The organism is Sphingomonas sp. YR710 (genome assembly GCF_900101455.1).
GTDB lineage: Bacteria > Pseudomonadota > Alphaproteobacteria > Sphingomonadales > Sphingomonadaceae > Rhizorhabdus.
Genome location: NZ_FMZJ01000021.1, coordinates 1 through 16,603, shown reverse-complemented (window position 1 = coordinate 16,603; position 16,603 = coordinate 1). Strand labels below are relative to the sequence as shown.

Genomic DNA, 16,603 nt, shown 5'->3' with positions numbered 1-16,603 from the left:
GAAAGGAACGGCGGTCTCGAATCCCCTGCGCTGGATGGTAGTCAGCCATGATGAGGCTTTTCTTCAGGCGATCTGCGTTACTCGGCATATCTCTCTGGGAGATTGCCGAACCGGCGGCTTCCATCCGTCGGCCGGGCCCGTCCATCTGATCATTCGGCGGCGGGCACCATCTCGACGCGATTACGGCCCGCCTGTTTCGCTGTGTAAAGCACTGCGTCGGTGCGGATGTAGAGGTTGTCGAAATCCTCATCGGGGCGCAGTTGGGTTACACCGATGCTCGCGGTGATCCCGATGCGCGCGCCATCGACCTCGACCACCCCGTCGGCAATCTCCGCGCGGAGACGCTCCGCGAGCCTTCCGGCATTGGGAGCAGTGGTGTGGGGTATCAGAAGCGCGAACTCTTCGCCGCCGATACGCCCCACCAGATCTGTCGAGCGCAGATGTGCGGTGATGATGTGGCCCGCCCTGATCAGCGCCGCGTCGCCGCCGGGGTGGCCATGTTCGTCATTGACCCGCTTGAAATCGTCGAGATCGAGGATGGCCATGCTGAGCGGCGTGCCGTGCCGGCGCGCGAGCGCCGTCAATTCCTGCGCGCGCTCCATGAAATGCCGCCGGTTTGCGCAGCCGGTCAGCGGATCGGTGATCGCGAGTTGGGCAAGCTGCTCATTGGCGGCGCGTAGATCGGTCGTTCGATCGGCGACCTGGCGTTCGAGTTCGGCCTGGCGGCGCCGAAGCCAGGCGGTTCGCCACCGGACGAGGGCGATGATCGCCGCGACGAACGCCGCCGCCATCATCAACCTGAACCACAGGCGCTGATACCACGCCGGTAGCACCCGGATCGGTATGGAAAGGTCGCGCCCCGTCCACCGGCCGTCGCGGTTGGTGCCGCGCAGCCGCAAGCTGTAAGCACCCGGCGGAAGGTTGGTGTAGACTGCGAGCCGGCGGTCGGCAGTGGTCTGCGTCCAGTCGCGATCGAAACCATCGAGCCGATAGGCGTAGCGATTTTGCTCGGGTGCCGAAAAATCGAGTGCGGCGAACTCGACGGCAAGGCTGTTCGTTGCGGGTGTGAGGGTCAGCGGCGCGACGGCGCTCGCGCCGTTCAAGGGGCCAACGGGCAGGACGGCCCCGCCGATCCGCGCATCGGTCGCCACGATCGGCGGCTGGAAGGTCCAACGCGGAAGGCGGCCCGGCCGCACGATCGTCAGGCCACCCTTTGCACCGAAGAGCGCTTCGCCAGCGGTATCGGTCGCGCCGGCACCTGCGAAATAGTCGATCAGTGGTGCTCCGTCGGCCCTCCGCAGTGTGCGTATTGCGAATGTCGACGGATCGATCCGGGCCAGCCCATTGTCCGTGCCGGCCCAGATCGTGCCGGTGCCATCCATCTGCAAGCTGTCGATGTTGAGATGCGGAAGTCCCTGGGCAAGGCCGATCCGGTGGAATCGCGGCCGGCCGTCAGCGCTCCGTCCGGTCATCACCGCCAAACCGCCGCCGAACGTGCCGACCCACAGCCGCCCCTTTCGGTCGATGAGCAGCGCGACCACGAAACGACCCGGCAGGGCATCGTGATCGGACGGATCGGCGGCAATCGTTTCGATTGCGCGGGTGGCCAGATCGATCCGGCTAAGTCCGTTGCGCGTGCCCACCCAAAGATCCGGCCCCGTGCCGCGCAGGATGACGTCTATCCCTTTGTCGGATAGTTTCGCGGATTCGGCTGGTCCGAAGACGAGCCGGCCCGGATCGCCGGCCCCTCGCCCCGGCACGACTCCCCAAAGGCCATCGTCTTCACCGCCGACCCACAACAGGCCGGCGTCGAAGGTGAGCGCGGTGACCGACAGATGCGGTTCGCGTCCGGGCAGCGCCACGAGCCGTGCCGCACGGGCATCCGGATCGGTCACGTAAAGGCCGCGGCGGGTGCCGAGGTAGATGGTGCGGCCGCGGCCTTCCGCCATCGCGAACATTGCATCGGGCGGCAATGCTTGTGCCGGATGGGTGGGGTCCGGTCTGAGCGCGCCGACCCGGCCGCGCAGAGGATCGATCACGTCGGCGCCGCCATCGAGATAGCCGACCCAGATCCGGCCGCTTCGCGTGGCCATCACCGACAGGATATCGGAGGCACTGAATCCGCCCGATCGTTCCTGCGATCCGAAAACGGTCGCGATCAGGCCTGCATCGTGGGGGTGATAGCCGAGTCCGCCGATGCCGCCCACCCAGACGGAACCGGCATTGTCGCGCAGCAATGCCCAGACGTCGTTGTGGGCGAGGCTGTTCGGCACCATCCGGTCGTGGCGGATCGGCCTTACCGTGCCGGTGACGGTATCGATCGCCATGATCCCGTCGCCGCGCAGTCCCGCCCAGATTTCGTGGGGCCCCGCGATGCAGATCGTCGATACCGATGCGGATGGCAGATGCGATCCGGTGCCGATCCGCCGTGGCCGCGCGTTCGGGCGATCGATAACGAACAGGCCCTGCCGCACGGTGCCGATCCAGATCCGGCCGTCCCGATCCTCGAGCAGAGACGAAACACCTGTTCCCGCCGTGGCGAGCGGTATCGCGGCAAAGCCTTGCGATCCCGTCGCGCGCCGGACGAGGCCCGATGCCGTGCCGATCCAGAGTGCGCCCGCACGATCGCGCAGCAGGGCCTGCACCCGGCCTCCCGGCAGACCGAGGTACAGCGTGCGAACCGTGCCGTCGATGGGGTTCAGCTGATGCAGGCCGGTATCCGAGCCTATCCACAGGCCACCATGCCCATCGTCCGCGATCGCCCCGATATGGGTTCGCCCGGTCGAGGGACCGATCGGCACCGCAACAAACCGGCCCCGCGCGGCGTCAAAACGTGCGAGGCCGCCGGCGCTCGTGCCGATCCACAGCCGGCCCGCCGGATCGACATGCAGCGTCTGGATGAAGTCGTCGGGCAGGCTGCCCGGCACGGCCGGATTCGCCTTATACGCGACGAAGCGGTAGCCGTCCCAGCGCGCAAGCCCGCCTTGCGTGCCGATCCAGATGAAGCCGGCATGGTCCTGTGCCAGTGCCGTCGGCACGGGATGGGGCAGTCCCTCATCACGGCCGTAGTTGCGGAAAACCGTTGTCGCCAAGCCGTCCCAGCGATTGGCGGTGAGCCCGGGATCGCCCGCAAGCATGGCGCCACACCATGCCAGTACAAGCATACCGAACCATCTGGCGCGGCGAAATCTCCAGCTCTGCCCCGTTCCGATCAAGATCCCGCCGTCCATGTCTTCTTGTGGCCACCATAGCAGGTGCCGCCCGTGAAGATACCGGCCTATCCTATGGAAATCAGATGAATAAGCAGGCGACATTCTTGAAGCAGACGCGCCAAGGGTGCAGATCGTGATTTCGCAATTGATGGACAATAATCGGCGGGGGTCACGCGCCCGCTGCAGGGGAGGGGCCGCTGGTGATGAAAGCAGCCATTGCAAAAGGCGGAGCGGGAATCGATTCAATCTCCCTCGTCGAACTGCCAATGCCCATACCCGGTCCTGGCGAGGCCTTGCTTAGGCTCAAGGCGGCAACGCTCAATTATCGCGATCTGCTGATGGTGAAAGGCCAATTGTCCGGCGTCAAGGAACCCTATTATGTTCCGTTATCCTGCGCCGTGGGCGAGGTGGAAGCCGTGGGCGAAGGCGTCACGCGGATCAAGCCGGGCGATCGGGTGAGCCCGCTGTTCGCGCTCGGCTGGTTCAAAGGATCGACGCCGACGGCGGCGATGCTGGGCGGCCCGATCGATGGCGTAGCGCGGAGCTACGGGGCCTTCGATGCCGAAAGCCTGTGCCTCATTCCCGATAAACTGGGCGATCTGGAAGCGGCGACCTTGCCCTGCGCGGGGCTGACGGCGTGGAACGCGCTGTTCGGGCCGCGGCCGCTGGCGGCCGGCGAATGGGTTCTGGTGCAGGGTACGGGCGGGGTGTCGCTCGCCGCGCTGCAATGGGCGAAGGCGGCAGGGGGGCATGTCGTGATCACCTCCTCGTCCAGTGCCAAGCTGCATCGTGCCCGCGCGCTGGGGGCGGACATATTGATCAACTATCGCACGACCCCGGATTGGGCCGCCGCCGCGCGCCACGCGCTGGGCGGGCGGGGTGTCGACATTCTCGTCGATGTCGTCGGCGCCGCCGGGTTGGAAACGGCAGCGACGATGATAAACGACGGCGGGATCATCGCCGCGGTCGGCATGCTGGAGGGCTCCGCGAGCTGGGGACTCGATCCCGGCAAGCCGGTCGCTCCGATCGCCGTCGGCCATCGCGGGCAGCATGAGGTGATGCTGGCTTTCGCTGCTCTGCACGGCATTCGCCCGGTCGTCGATGTGGCTTATGATCTCGATCGTCTGCCCGATGCGATGCGTCATCTGGAAAGCGGCAACTTCTTTGGCAAGATCGCGATCAACCTGCTGTAGCGGCGGACGGTTGCGGCTTCCGGCCGCGGACTATTGCGTAAGGTGTCGTCGGGTGCCTGGCGTTAACTGGCCGTCTGAACGTGACAGGTCTGCATTTGAACGATCCGGTTCGATCATCTTGCTCGCGTCGCGAGGCAGGGGCCGCTCGTCGGGCTGAAATATTAGGGGACGGCGTTTGAACGAGCGGGTGATCAAGCCGGACAAGGGCGCGAGCAGCGAGGAACAGGCTCCCCGTCATTGGGGAAAAGCCTTGGTCGGTGCTTTGGGCCCGGGGCTCGTCACCGGTGCTGCGGATGATGATCCGAGCGGGATCGCGACCTACAGCCAGGTCGGCGCGCAATTCGGCTATGGCATGGCCTGGACGATGTTGTTCGGATATCCCTTGCTCGCGTCGATCCAGGCGATCTGCGCGCAGATCGGATCGGTGACGGGCCTCGGCATCGCGCAAAATCTGCGGCGGCATTATTCGCCCTGGCTGCTGCGTTCGGTGGTGGTGCTGCTGCTGATCGCGAATGTGATCAACCTTGGTGCCGATCTTGGGGCGATGGGGGCTGCGCTGGCGCTGCTGATACCCGGCCCGGTGCTGCTGTTCACGGTCGTATTCGGCATCGTCAGCATATTGCTGGAAACCTTCCTCAGCTACAGCCGCTATGCGCAGATCCTGAAATGGACGACGCTGTCGCTCTTTTCCTACGTGGCGGTCGTGTTCGTCTCGCATGTGCCATGGGCGACGGCCTTGCATCAGACGGTGATTCCGCAATTCCGGTTCGATCGCGACCATGCGATGGCGCTGGTCGCCATTCTCGGCACGACGATTAGCCCTTACCTCTTCTTCTGGCAGGCGGGTCAGGAGGTGGAGGAGCAGCATCGCCGCCACGTCAAGCCGCTCTGTATCTCGCCACGCTCGGCGGGACCCGAACTCACGCGAATCCGCATCGATACGCTGGTCGGTATGGGCTTTTCGCATCTTACCGCATTGTTCATCGTCATCGCGACCGCCGCCACTTTGCATGCGCACGGTATCGTCAATGTCGCGACTTCGGCCGAAGCGGCCGAAGCGCTGCGGCCGATCGCGGGCGAATTCGCCTTCGCCTTGTTTGCGATCGGGATCATCGGCACCGGCCTGCTTGCCGTGCCGATCCTGGCGGGCTCCGCGGCCTATGCGGTCAGCGAGACGTTCGGCTGGGTTGAGGGGCTCGATCGGCAACCGCGCGAGGCAAAGGCATTCTACGCCACAATCGCCGCGGCCACGATCGGCGGGCTTGCGCTGAACTTCGTCGCGATCGATCCGATGAAGGCGCTCTATTGGGCGGCGGTGGTGAACGGCATGTTGGCCGCGCCGTTGATGACCGTCGTGATGATCATCGCGCGCAACCGGCGCATCATGGGGCGCCTGGCGATTTCCCGCAAACTGGCAGGCGGCGGCTGGCTGGCGACAGCGGTCATGGCCGCCGTCGCCATCGCCTTCCTGCTGACTTAGAGTTTTCCGACTTTCGTCGGTCTGTGCCCGAAAAACTCTAACGCGGCAGTTCGCTGGTGCCCATCAGCTCCAGATCGACCGCGCGGGCGCATTGGCGGCCCTCGCGGATCGCCCATACGACGAGGGACTGGCCGCGCCGCATGTCGCCGCATGCGAACACGCCATCACGGCTGGTCCTGTAATCCTGCATGGTCGCCTGGACGTTGCCGCGCGCGTCGAGCGTGACGCCGGACTGCTCGATCATCCCGGCCTGGATCGGGCCGGTGAAGCCCATCGCGAGCAGGACGAGATCGGCCTTCAGCGCGAATTCGCTGCCGGCGATTTCCTCCATGCGCCCGTTCACCCATTCGACGCGGACGCATTCGAGCGCTTCGATCTTGTCGGCCGATCCGGTTGCGCGCTTGGTCAGCACCGCCCAGTCGCGGTCGCAGCCTTCCTCATGGCTCGATGACGTGCGCAGGCGCAGCGGCCAGTTCGGCCAGCTCAATGCCTTATCCTCGCGCTCGGGCGGCTTCGGCATGATTTCGAGCTGGGTGACCGAGGCGGCACCCTGCCGGTTCGATGTGCCGACGCAATCCGATCCGGTGTCGCCGCCGCCGATGACGATGACGTGTTTGCCGGTCGCGGTCAGCGAGCCGCGCGGCGCGGCGCGGACTTCGTCGTCGCCGGCATTGCGCTTGTTCTGCTGGGTCAGAAATTCCATCGCCAGCCGCACGCCGGACAGTTCGGAGCCGGGGATATCGAGCAGGCGGGGCTTTTCCGCGCCGCCCGCCATCACCACCGCGTCGAAATTTTCCTGCAGGCTGTCGACCGACATCATCACGCCGATCTCGACGCTGGTGCGGAAGGTGACGCCTTCGGCCTCCATCTGCTGTGCGCGGCGGTTGATCAGGTGTTTTTCCATCTTGAAGTCGGGAATGCCGTACCGCATCAGCCCGCCGACCCGGTCATTCTTCTCGAACACGGTCACGGCGTGGCCGGCGCGTGCGAGCTGTTGCGCGCAGGCGAGACCGGCGGGGCCCGATCCGACCACGGCCACCCGCCTGCCGGTCCTGATCCTGGGCGGCTGGGGCAAGATCCAGCCTTCTTCCCATCCGCGATCGACGATCTGGCATTCGATCGTTTTGATCGTGACCGGCGAATCGTCGATGTTGAGCGTGCAACTTGCCTCGCACGGCGCCGGGCAGATGCGGCCGGTGAATTCGGGGAAATTGTTGGTCGAATGCAGCACGTCGAGCGCCGAACGCCACTGATCCTCATAGACCAGATGGTTCCAGTCCGGGATGATGTTGTTCACCGGACAGCCATTGTGACAATAAGGAATGCCACAATTCATGCAGCGCGCGGCCTGATCGCGAATTTCGGTCTCGCCGAGCGGTTTGACGAACTCGCTCCAGTTCTTCAGCCGCTTCTCCGGCTTGTCATAGCCGCGGTCGCGCCGTTCGATTTCCAGGAAGCCGGTGGCCTTGCCCATCTCAAAAATTCTCCGATTATTCTGCAGCGACGGCGGCGGCGGCGATCCGCTCGGCCTCGATCTGCTGCAAAGCGCGCCGATAGTCGCGCGGCATGACCTTGACGAAGTGGCTGATGGTTGTCGGCCAGTCTTCGAGCAGCGCCTTCGCCTGTGCGCTTCCGGTGTGGAGCACGTGCCGCTCCAGCAGGATGCGCAGCCGATCGGCATCGTGGCGTAGCACGTCGCCCATGCCATAGTCGCTGACGTCGGTGGGGCGCTGCGCGGGACGGCCGGAGCCGTCATCATCGTCGCGCTCTATCGAGATCGGTTCGATGTCGACCATCGCCGGGTTGCACAAGGCGCGGAACTGGCCATCGCTGTCGTAAACATAAGCGATGCCGCCCGACATGCCGGCCGCGAAGTTGCGCCCGGTCTTGCCGAGCACGACCACCACGCCGCCCGTCATATATTCGCAGCCATGATCGCCGGTGCCCTCGACGACCGCGATCGCTCCCGAGTTGCGAACCGCGAAACGTTCGCCCGCCACACCCTGGAAATAGGCTTCGCCCGCGATCGCGCCGTAAAGCACGGTATTGCCGACGATGATATTTTCCAGCGGGTTGCGAGTGATATGCGCCGGCTGGCGCACGATGATGCGGCCGCCCGACAGGCCCTTGCCGACATAGTCATTGCCGTCGCCGGTCAGTTCCAGGGTCACGCCATGCGCGAGGAACGCGCCGAAGCTTTGGCCGGCAACGCCGGATAGCCGGATGACGATGCTGTTTTCGGGCAGGCCGGCATGGCCGTAGCGCCGCGCGACTTCGCCCGACAGCATTGCGCCGACGGTCCGGTTGACGTTGCGGACGGGCCGTTCGATCCGCACCGGCTCCTTGCTATCGAGCGCAGCGGCCGATGCCGCGATCAGCTCGCGATCGAGCGCCAGATCGAGGCCATGGTCCTGGCCGCCGGTGTTCCGCAGCGGCGCGCCTTCGGGCAGCTTCACCTGATGCAGGATCTTGCCGAGATCGATGCCCTGCGCCTTCCAGTGGCTGACGGCCTTGTTCATGTCGATCCGGTCGACGCGGCCGGTCATCTCGCTCAACGTGCGGAAGCCCATATCCGCCATGATCCGGCGGAGTTCCTCGGCGACGAAGAAGAAGTAGTTGATCACATGTTCGGGCTGGCCGGTGAAGCGCGTACGCAGCACCGGATCCTGCGTCGCGACGCCGACCGGACAGGTGTTCAGATGGCATTTGCGCATCATGATGCAGCCGGCGGCGATCAGGGGTGCGGTCGCGAAGCCGAATTCGTCGGCGCCAAGCAATGCGCCGATCGCGACGTCGCGGCCGGTGCGCAACCCGCCGTCGACCTGCACCGCAATGCGGCTGCGCAGCCCGTTGAGCAGCAGGGTCTGCTGGGTCTCGGCGAGGCCGATTTCCCAGGGGCTGCCAGCATGGGTGAGCGACGTCAGCGGCGATGCGCCGGTGCCGCCCTCATAGCCGGAGATCGTGACATGATCGGCGCGCGCCTTGGAAACACCGGCGGCGACCGTGCCGACGCCGACTTCGGAGACGAGCTTCACCGAAATGCGGGCGCGATCGTTGACGTTCTTCAGATCATGGATGAGCTGCGCGAGATCTTCGATCGAATAGATGTCGTGATGCGGCGGCGGCGAGATCAGGCCGACACCGGGGGTCGAATGGCGCACCTTGGCGATATTCTTGTTGACCTTGTCGCCGGGCAGCTGCCCGCCTTCGCCGGGCTTCGCGCCCTGCGCCATCTTGATCTGGATGTCGTCGGCATTGACCAGATATTCGGCGGTCACGCCGAACCGGCCGGATGCGACCTGCTTGATCGCGGATCGCATCGAATCGCCATTGGCCATCGGCACGAAGCGATCGGGCTCCTCGCCGCCTTCGCCGGTGTTCGATTTGGCGCCGATCCGGTTCATCGCGATCGCGAGCGTGGTGTGCGCCTCGCGGCTGATCGAACCGAAGCTCATCGCGCCGGTTGCGAAGCGCTTGACGATCTCCGCCGCCGGCTCGACCTCGTCGATCGACAGCGGCTTGTCGGCCGGTTTCAGCGTCATCAGGCCGCGGATCGTCAGCAGCCGCTCGCTCTGCTCGTTGATGCTGGCGGCGAACTCGGCATAGTCGCTCGCGCGATTGCCGCGCACCGCATGCTGCAGCTTCGATACGCTGGTCGGCGTCCAGGCATGATCCTCGCCACGGATGCGATAGGCATAGTTGCCGCCGACATCGAGCATCGATTTGTAGATCGGATTATTGCCATAAGCATCGCGATGGCGGCGGACGGTTTCCTCGGCGATTTCGGCCAGGCCGACGCCTTCGATCGTCGTGGTTGTGCCCGTGAAATATTTGTCGACGAAGGCCGATGACAGGCCGATCGCGTCGAAAATCTGCGCGCCGCAATAGCTCTGGTAGGTCGAAATGCCCATCTTGGACATGACCTTCAAGATGCCCTTGCCGACCGCCTTGATGTAATTCTTCTGCACCTCATAGGATGACAAGGGCAGGTTCTGCCGGACGCGGATGTCCTCGAGCGTCTCGAACGCCAGCCATGGATTGACCGCCTCGGCACCATAGCCCGCGAGCACGCAGAAATGGTGGACTTCGCGCGCCTCGCCGGTCTCGATGACGAGGCCGGTCTGCATGCGCAGGCCCTGGCGGATCAGATGATGGTGCACGGCCGCGGTGGCCAGCGCCGCCGGAATCGCGATCCTGTCCTCGCTCGCCGCGCGGTCCGAAAGGATCAGGATGTTGTGATCGGCGAGCACGGCTTCGGTCGCCGCCCAGCACATTTCCTTGAGCGCCAGTTCGAGACCCGCGGCCCCGCTTTGCGCGGACCAGGTGATGTCGATCGTCTCGGTGCGGAATGCGCCGTCGAGCGCTTCGGAAACCGAACGGATCTTGGCCAGATCCATGTCGGTCAGGATCGGTTGCGCGACTTCGAGCCGCTTGTGCATGCCCGCCTGCCTGCCCAGCAGATTCGGGCGCGGGCCGATCATCGACACCAGCGACATCACCAGTTCCTCGCGGATCGGATCAATCGGCGGGTTGGTGACCTGTGCGAAATTCTGTTTGAAATAATCGTAGAGCAGCCGCGACCGGCTCGAAAGCACTGCGATCGGGGTGTCGGTGCCCATCGATCCGATCGGATCTTCGGCATTGCGCGCCATCGGCTCGAGGAACTTGCCGACATCTTCCTGATTGTAGCCGAACGCCTGCTGGCGATCGAGCAGCCGATCGGGATCGTTGGGCGTAGCCGGCGGTGCCGCCGCGACGTCGAGTTCCTCCAGCTTATACTGCGTCGCTTCCAGCCATTGCGCATAAGGCGCGGCACCGGCGAGCTTGGCCTTGATCTCTTCGTCCTCGATGATCCGGCCTTCTTCGAGGTCGATCAGCAGCATCTTGCCGGGCTGGAGCCGCCATTTGCGGACGATATTCTCCTCGGCCACCGGCAGCACGCCGGACTCCGACGCCATGATGACATGGTCGTCGTCCGTCACGACGAAGCGGGCCGGGCGCAGGCCGTTGCGGTCGAGCGTCGCGCCGATCTGACGGCCATCGGTGAAGGCGATCGCGGCGGGGCCGTCCCACGGCTCCATCAACGCGGCATGATATTCGTAGAATGCCTTGCGCTCGGGCGACATCAGCGCATTGCCTGCCCACGCCTCGGGGATCAGCATCATCACGGCCTGCGGCAAGGCGATGCCGCCCGCGACGAGCAGTTCGAGGGCATTGTCGAGGCAGGCGGTATCGGACTGGCCGTGCGGAATCAGCGGCCACATCTTGTCGAGATCGGGGCCGAGCAGCTCCGATTCCAGCGTGCGGCGGCGCGCGTTCATCCAGTTCACATTGCCGCGCACCGTGTTGATCTCGCCATTATGCGCGATGTAGCGATAGGGGTGGGCAAGCTTCCACGACGGGAAGGTGTTGGTCGAGAAACGCTGGTGGACCAAAGCCAGCGCCGATTGGGTCAGCGGATCGGCGAGGTCGCGATAGAAGCTGCCGACCTGCCCGGCGAGCAGCAGCCCCTTGTAAACGACGGTGCGTGTCGAAAAAGATGGCATGTAGAATTCGCTGAGCCCCGGCAAATTCTGCTTTTTAGCCAGTTCCTTGAGCGGATTCTGGGTCTGCTTGCGGATCGCGAGCAATTTGCGCTCGAAGGCATCCTGATCGTCGAGGCCTTCACCGCGGCCGATGATCGCCTGACGGATCGCGGGCATTTCTTCGAGCACGGTCTTGCCGAGGCCGTCGGTGTCGACGGGCACGTCACGCCAGCCGAGCAGCTTCTGGCCTTCCTTGGCGATCAAAGCCTCGAAATGGGCGGTGGCGACGTCGCGTGCAGCGGCATCGCGCGGCAGGAAGCACATCGCGACCGCATATTCGCCGGGCTGTGGCAGGTCGATGCCGGTCTCGCTGGCCCAGTTGCGCAGCAGCGCATCGGGAATCTGGATCAATATGCCCGCGCCGTCGCCGACCAAAGGATCGGCGCCCACCGCGCCACGATGATCGATATTGACCAGAATCTCGAGACCGCGCTGGACGGTGGCGTGCGATTTCTCGCCCTTGATGTTCACGATAAAGCCGACGCCACAAGCGTCATGCTCGTTACGTGAATCGTACAGGCCCTGCGTCTGCGGATAACTCATCCGGCTTCTATCCCCCTCCCGGCTGACCCCAACCAGCGGGCCGCCATCGTGCGAGTCGCTATACAGTCCAATCCGGCAGAGTGAAGCGCAATGAATCTTGTGGGGCCTCAAGCCCTGCTCGCCTTAAGTCCACGGCAATCTTTGTACCGTACAACATTGAGCCGTAACAACATTGTGCTATGAATCTCTGGGTTTGGGGGAGAATATAACAGTGACAATGGTGCGCGACGCGAGCGGCCGGGAGATCAATTTCGAGGTCGCACAGCGCTTGATGGACGCTGCCTTGTTCCAGAAAGTGCAGTCTTCGAAGACCGGTTGCGATCCCCAGACCGTGTTCGAGGCCTATGCGCAGGCGCATGTCGGCAAATATCACCAGTCGTTCGCGCCGTTCACCGGCGGCCGCTGGTAACGAGCCGCGCCGCGTATCACGCAGGCGGCAACACGCCGATCACGACTCTGTCGCGCAGCCATTGGCCCAACATGATCCCCGCCAGCTGAATACCCGCTTCGCCGGCTTGTGCGGCCAGTTGCGCGCACATTTCGCCGAAGCCGGTGCCCGCGGCTATCCGCTCCAGCGCCTTTTGCTCGTCGGCTTCGATCGTTCGGAAACAGGGCGTAAGCTGATTGCGCCACACCAGCATCGCGCCCCGTTCGGGCAGCAGCGCTGCGGCCGGGGGCGCCTCGCCGGCTGACAAGGCCGACCAGATCGCGCCGGCGTTCGTCGTCGCGGCCCGCATCCGCATGGTGGGCGCACAGATCAGCCGAGCTGTATCCCAGTCGATGCCGGTCAATTCTTCTGGCGCGATCTCATCGGCATCCGGCCCGGTGAAGGCCTGCGCCAGCGACCATTCGAGCCAGGCCAGTTCGGCGACCTCGGGATCGTCCGGATAGAGCGTGGCGAGCGTCCGATCGAAGCCTTCGCCGAAGATGCCGAGCGTCCATCCATAAGGCGGGTTGCGTTGGATATGCGCGCGGGCGGCATCGGCGAACGCCTCATCGCCGAGCCAGGCATGAAGATGTTCGAAGGTTTCGCCGAGACAGGCGACAAGCTGGCTGCGGTAATTGTGCTGATATACCTTAAGCCCCGCGGCCGCCCGATCGCCGATCCGTCTGGCGAAATCGGTCGGCGCGTCGACCAGCCAATCGTAGAAACCGCGCTGCAATTCGGCCAATGGCATTGCGGTGCTCATGCGGCCAGCCTTTCGCGGTTGCGCGCATGCGATCGGGCGACATCGAGCTCGCCGAGCAATTCGGCCAGCGGCGGAATCGCATCGTCGCGCTCGATCATCGTCGCCGCCGGGCCGACCCGCCGGATCGCCGCTTCGTACAATGCCCACACCGGATCGGGCACCGGTTGGTCATGCGTATCGATCAGCATGTCGCCGCGGCGGCTGTGTCCGGCAAGATGGATCTGCCGGACGCGCTGTGCCGGCACGCCATTTAGATAGGCCATCGCATCGAAGCCATGATTGGTCGCGCTCACGAAGATATTGTTGACGTCGAGCAGCAGATCGCAGCCGGTGCGGGCGCACAAGGCGTCGAGAAATTCCCATTCGGTCATATCCGCGCCGTCGAAAGCGATATAGCTTGAGGGATTCTCGATCAGTATCGTCCGCTGCAATGCATGTTGTGCCCGATCGACATTGGCGCAGACCAGGTCGAGCGCCTCTTGCGTATAGGGCAGTGGCAGCAGGTCGTGCGAATTGAAGCCGGAGATCCGCGTCCAGCACAGATGATCGGACACGAACAGGGGCTCGATCCGATCCGCGAGTGCCTTCAATCGCGCCAGATAGTCGGGATCGATGCCGTCCGTCGATCCGATCGACATCGATACACCGTGGAGTGCAACGGGATGACGTTCGCGTATGCGGCCGAGGATGTTCAGCGGCCGGCCGCCGTCGATCATGAAATTTTCGGAAATCACCTCGACGAAGTCGACCGCCACCGGGCTTTCCAGAAAATCCGGATAATGCCGGGCGCGCAGCCCGAGGCCGAAACCATGAAATGCCGAAGGCGCCATCTGCCATGTCCTCGCGTAAGAATGTGGCCCGGCCACGTGGCGCAGCCGGGCCGGATCGTCACTTGATCTCGGTCAGGCTGCCGCCGGCGGCGGTGCACTTCTTCGCGGTCATTTCCTTGAAGCCCTGTCCCTTGCACGTGTTCATGCCCTTGCAGTCATTGTGCGCGGTCTTGCAGTCGGACGTGCCCTTGCAGCTGTTGACGCCGTAGCAATGGACGGTCTTCGCGCCGGCGGCAAAGGACGGGGCCGATGCGGTCGCACCCGCGAGCGCGATCAGGGCGGCGGTGGCGGCGAAGCTGACGCCGGATCTGGTGATGGTCATGATGTCTCTCCGAAAGGTTATTGCCGATGTGGCACATGCTACTTCGGGAGGATGCGGCGGAAGGTTACAGCCTCAGCGCTGCAGGATCGTGCGTCCTGCATCGGTGCGCCTTTGCCAGCCGTGGCGGGCAAGTTCGGGATCGATATGCTCCTCTTCAGGCCAGCCGACACACAGATAGGCGATGAAGCGCCACGCCGGATCGACATCGACGATTGCGTTGATTGCGGCCGGATCGAGGATCGATACCCAGCCGACGCCAAGCCCGCGGGCGCGCGCCGCGAGCCAGAAGGCGGCGATAGCCAGGACGGTGGAATAGGCCAATGTCTCCGGCATCGTCGCGCGGCCGAGGCCATGGCCCTGCTCTGTTTCGACATCGCAGAAGATCGCGAACTGCGCCGGCGCGGTGCGCAGCCCCTCGAGCTTGAGAGCGGCATAAGCCGCCTGCCGCTCATCCGCCTGCTCGTGTAACGCGACATCGTTGCAGCGCTGGAAATTGGCGCAGACCGCCTGGCGTCGCGCGGGATCGTCGACGGCCGCCCATCGCCAGGGCTGACTGTTGCCGACTGACGGGGAGAGCTGGACGACATCGAACAGTCGATCCAGCAGGCCCGGGGGCACCGGATCCGTTCGGAACCGACGGACATCCCGGCGCCAGGCCAGCAACTCGGCAAGCCGCTCGTTGAACACGGTATCGAAGACCGGGCCCATCATTTTCCTCTCTTTAATGCGAACAAGCGATCAATCTCGCTGCAATTTGGAAAAAACACCATGAGTACGGAAATTCTGCCAATCATTGGCAACAGAGTTATGTAATATTTTCCGAAAACATCAATAAAATCAGGTGAAATTCATTTGGCACGGTTTGTGCGAAGGACTGTGCATCACCAACTTCTACACAAAGGGATCTACCAATGCTCAACTTCGCAAACCGCTCGCTCGCTGGCACCGCTGCGCTGGTCGCCACCATGCTCACTCTCGCCGTTGCCACGCCGTTGCGCGCCGAGGCGCCCTCGGTCAAGGTCGCTTATGGCGATCTGAACCTCGGTACCCAGGCCGGCGTCGATGCGCTCGACAGCCGCATCCACCACGCTGCCCGTAAGGTCTGCGCCGACAATAGCGGTGACCGGATGGCCGTTGCGCAGTGCCGCAGCACAGCCCTGAAGTCGGCCCGGTCGCAGGTCGCGATGGCCGTCAAGGCTGAAGGAACCCGGCTCGCCTCGCGCTGAGCCCTTCCGATGACGGCTGACCGAGCCGGCGGTGCGCGATAGCGTTCCGCCGGCTTCGTCATATATGGCATTGGGCGGCCGCTTCGGCTACGCCATAAGGGCATGATCCCCGCCGTCAGCCATCTCGGTCTTCTCGATGATGAAGACATTGCGCTCGATCTGGCCGCGCTCGATCTCAGCGCGCTCGATCATGAGGGCGTCAGCCTCGATCCCTATTTCGCCTTGCTCAAAGAGATGGAGGGGCGGCTTGCCCCGGCCGCGGGGGCGGATGCCGACGGGCTTCGCCAGGGCCGGATCATGGCAGAGCTGCTGGCAGGCAAATATGCCTTTTCCGGCGATCATCAGACGTATGATGCGCCGCTCAACGCCGACATGATCCGCGTGCTCGATCGGCGGCGCGGGCTGCCGGTGAGTCTCTCGATCCTCTATGTCGCGCTGGCGCGGCGGATCGGTTGGATCGCCTTCGCGCTCAACACGCCCGGCCACGTGCTGGTGCGGATCGGGCCGCCCGGCGCCGCGGTGGTGATCGATCCGTTCAACGGCGGCGCGCCGGTGCCGATGGCGCATATCGCCGATCTGCTCGCGGGTGCGCTCGGCGCGCGTGTCGCGCTCACCAAGGACCATCTCGCGCCGATGTCCAATCGCCAGGTGCTGGTTCGGCTGCTGCTCAACCAGGCCAGCCGCGCCGAACGCGGCGGCGATCGGGCGCGGGCGCGCGCGATCTACGAACGTGCGACCACAGTCGCCCCCGCGCATGCGCAATGCTGGTGGGATCTGGCGCGGCTGCAATGGCAGACGGGGCAGGCGGAAAAGGCGCGCGACAGTCTGAGCGCCATGCTGGAAATCACGCGCGATCCCGTCCGCCGGGCGCATATCGTGTCGATGATGGAGACCGTTGCCCGCTGATCTGCGACGCCGGCCGTCTAACCTTAGAGTCTTTCTGATTCATATTGACGCATAGCCCGCACCGCGGATGTAGTTTGCACACTCAGCGGAAGGGAAGTGATCGAGCAGTTTGCCGA

The 16,603-nt window shown here is 64.4% G+C and carries 12 protein-coding genes; 5 read left to right on the top strand and 7 right to left on the bottom strand.

All coding sequences use genetic code 11. The features are described 5' to 3' along the window. Positions 1-149 precede the first annotated feature (149 nt). Positions 150-3,137, bottom strand: a complete 2,988-nt coding sequence (locus tag BLS13_RS18540) for a ligand-binding sensor domain-containing protein (protein ID WP_093454423.1) — start codon at positions 3,135-3,137, stop codon at positions 150-152. 341 nt (positions 3,138-3,478) lie between these two features. On the opposite strand from BLS13_RS18540, the gene BLS13_RS18535 reads away from it, so the two are divergent. Together BLS13_RS18535 and BLS13_RS18530 are read left to right on the top strand one after the other, a co-directional pair. Beyond that, positions 3,479-4,405, top strand: a complete 927-nt coding sequence (locus BLS13_RS18535) for a zinc-dependent alcohol dehydrogenase family protein (RefSeq protein WP_256325969.1) — start codon at positions 3,479-3,481, stop codon at positions 4,403-4,405. Positions 4,406-4,580: 175 nt separating this feature from the next. Then, positions 4,581-5,885, top strand: a complete 1,305-nt coding sequence (locus BLS13_RS18530; protein ID WP_093454357.1) for an NRAMP family divalent metal transporter — start codon at positions 4,581-4,583, stop codon at positions 5,883-5,885. A 37-nt stretch (positions 5,886-5,922) separates the two neighbouring features. Here BLS13_RS18530 and BLS13_RS18525 read toward each other — a convergent pair whose 3' ends face one another. Further along, a complete protein-coding gene (locus BLS13_RS18525; protein WP_093454356.1) occupies positions 5,923-7,359 on the bottom strand; it encodes a glutamate synthase subunit beta in 1,437 nt (478 codons plus the stop codon). Positions 7,360-7,375: 16 nt separating this feature from the next. Beyond that, on the bottom strand, positions 7,376-12,013 hold the full coding sequence (gene gltB / locus BLS13_RS18520) for a glutamate synthase large subunit (RefSeq protein WP_093454354.1): 4,638 nt from the start codon (positions 12,011-12,013) through the stop codon (positions 7,376-7,378). A 217-nt stretch (positions 12,014-12,230) separates the two neighbouring features. Between gltB and BLS13_RS18515 the strand changes: the two genes are divergently transcribed. Continuing rightward, positions 12,231-12,422 carry a hypothetical protein gene (locus tag BLS13_RS18515; protein WP_037526797.1) on the top strand — a complete coding sequence of 64 codons (192 nt, stop codon included), beginning with the start codon at positions 12,231-12,233 and terminating at the stop codon, positions 12,420-12,422. Positions 12,423-12,438: 16 nt separating this feature from the next. On the opposite strand, the gene BLS13_RS18510 is transcribed toward BLS13_RS18515, so the two are convergent. From BLS13_RS18510 to bluB, 4 genes are all read right to left on the bottom strand, one after another. Beyond that, complete coding sequence (locus tag BLS13_RS18510; protein ID WP_256325968.1) at positions 12,439-13,203, bottom strand: HvfC/BufC N-terminal domain-containing protein; 765 nt, start codon at positions 13,201-13,203, stop codon at positions 12,439-12,441. Next, the gene (locus tag BLS13_RS18505; protein ID WP_093454353.1) at positions 13,200-14,033 is read right to left on the bottom strand and encodes an MNIO family bufferin maturase; all 834 of its coding nucleotides are present in this window, start codon (positions 14,031-14,033) and stop codon (positions 13,200-13,202) included. Before BLS13_RS18505 ends, BLS13_RS18510 begins: the two co-directional genes overlap by 4 nt. A gap of 58 nt (positions 14,034-14,091) precedes the next feature. Beyond that, positions 14,092-14,355: a BufA2 family periplasmic bufferin-type metallophore gene (locus BLS13_RS18500; RefSeq protein ID WP_093454351.1), complete on the bottom strand. Its 264-nt coding sequence runs from the start codon at positions 14,353-14,355 to the stop codon at positions 14,092-14,094. Positions 14,356-14,427: 72 nt separating this feature from the next. Further along, positions 14,428-15,066 carry a 5,6-dimethylbenzimidazole synthase gene (bluB, locus tag BLS13_RS18495; RefSeq protein WP_093454350.1) on the bottom strand — a complete coding sequence of 213 codons (639 nt, stop codon included), beginning with the start codon at positions 15,064-15,066 and terminating at the stop codon, positions 14,428-14,430. A 200-nt stretch (positions 15,067-15,266) separates the two neighbouring features. On the opposite strand from bluB, the gene BLS13_RS18490 reads away from it, so the two are divergent. Both BLS13_RS18490 and BLS13_RS18485 read left to right on the top strand, forming a co-directional pair. Next, positions 15,267-15,581: a UrcA family protein gene (locus BLS13_RS18490; RefSeq protein WP_093454348.1), complete on the top strand. Its 315-nt coding sequence runs from the start codon at positions 15,267-15,269 to the stop codon at positions 15,579-15,581. A 102-nt stretch (positions 15,582-15,683) separates the two neighbouring features. Next, complete coding sequence (locus tag BLS13_RS18485) at positions 15,684-16,487, top strand: SirB1 family protein (protein WP_093454347.1); 804 nt, start codon at positions 15,684-15,686, stop codon at positions 16,485-16,487. The last annotated feature ends 116 nt before the right edge of the window (positions 16,488-16,603 follow it).

Excerpts from the sequence above, each read along its gene's own strand:
- BLS13_RS18540 (WP_093454423.1), bottom strand. The coding sequence starts at position 3,137 with ATGCTTGCGGGCGATCCCGGGCTCACCGCCAATCGCTGGGACGGCTTG.
- BLS13_RS18535 (WP_256325969.1), top strand. The coding sequence starts at position 3,479 with ATGCCCATACCCGGTCCTGGCGAGGCCTTGCTTAGGCTCAAGGCGGCA.
- BLS13_RS18525 (WP_093454356.1), bottom strand. The coding sequence starts at position 7,359 with ATGGGCAAGGCCACCGGCTTCCTGGAAATCGAACGGCGCGACCGCGGC.
- gltB (WP_093454354.1), bottom strand. The coding sequence starts at position 12,013 with ATGAGTTATCCGCAGACGCAGGGCCTGTACGATTCACGTAACGAGCAT.
- BLS13_RS18515 (WP_037526797.1), top strand. The coding sequence starts at position 12,231 with ATGGTGCGCGACGCGAGCGGCCGGGAGATCAATTTCGAGGTCGCACAG.
- BLS13_RS18510 (WP_256325968.1), bottom strand. The coding sequence starts at position 13,203 with ATGAGCACCGCAATGCCATTGGCCGAATTGCAGCGCGGTTTCTACGAT.
- BLS13_RS18505 (WP_093454353.1), bottom strand. The coding sequence starts at position 14,033 with ATGGCGCCTTCGGCATTTCATGGTTTCGGCCTCGGGCTGCGCGCCCGG.
- BLS13_RS18500 (WP_093454351.1), bottom strand. The coding sequence starts at position 14,355 with ATGACCATCACCAGATCCGGCGTCAGCTTCGCCGCCACCGCCGCCCTG.
- bluB (WP_093454350.1), bottom strand. The coding sequence starts at position 15,066 with ATGATGGGCCCGGTCTTCGATACCGTGTTCAACGAGCGGCTTGCCGAG.
- BLS13_RS18490 (WP_093454348.1), top strand. The coding sequence starts at position 15,267 with ATGCTCAACTTCGCAAACCGCTCGCTCGCTGGCACCGCTGCGCTGGTC.
- BLS13_RS18485 (WP_093454347.1), top strand. The coding sequence starts at position 15,684 with ATGATCCCCGCCGTCAGCCATCTCGGTCTTCTCGATGATGAAGACATT.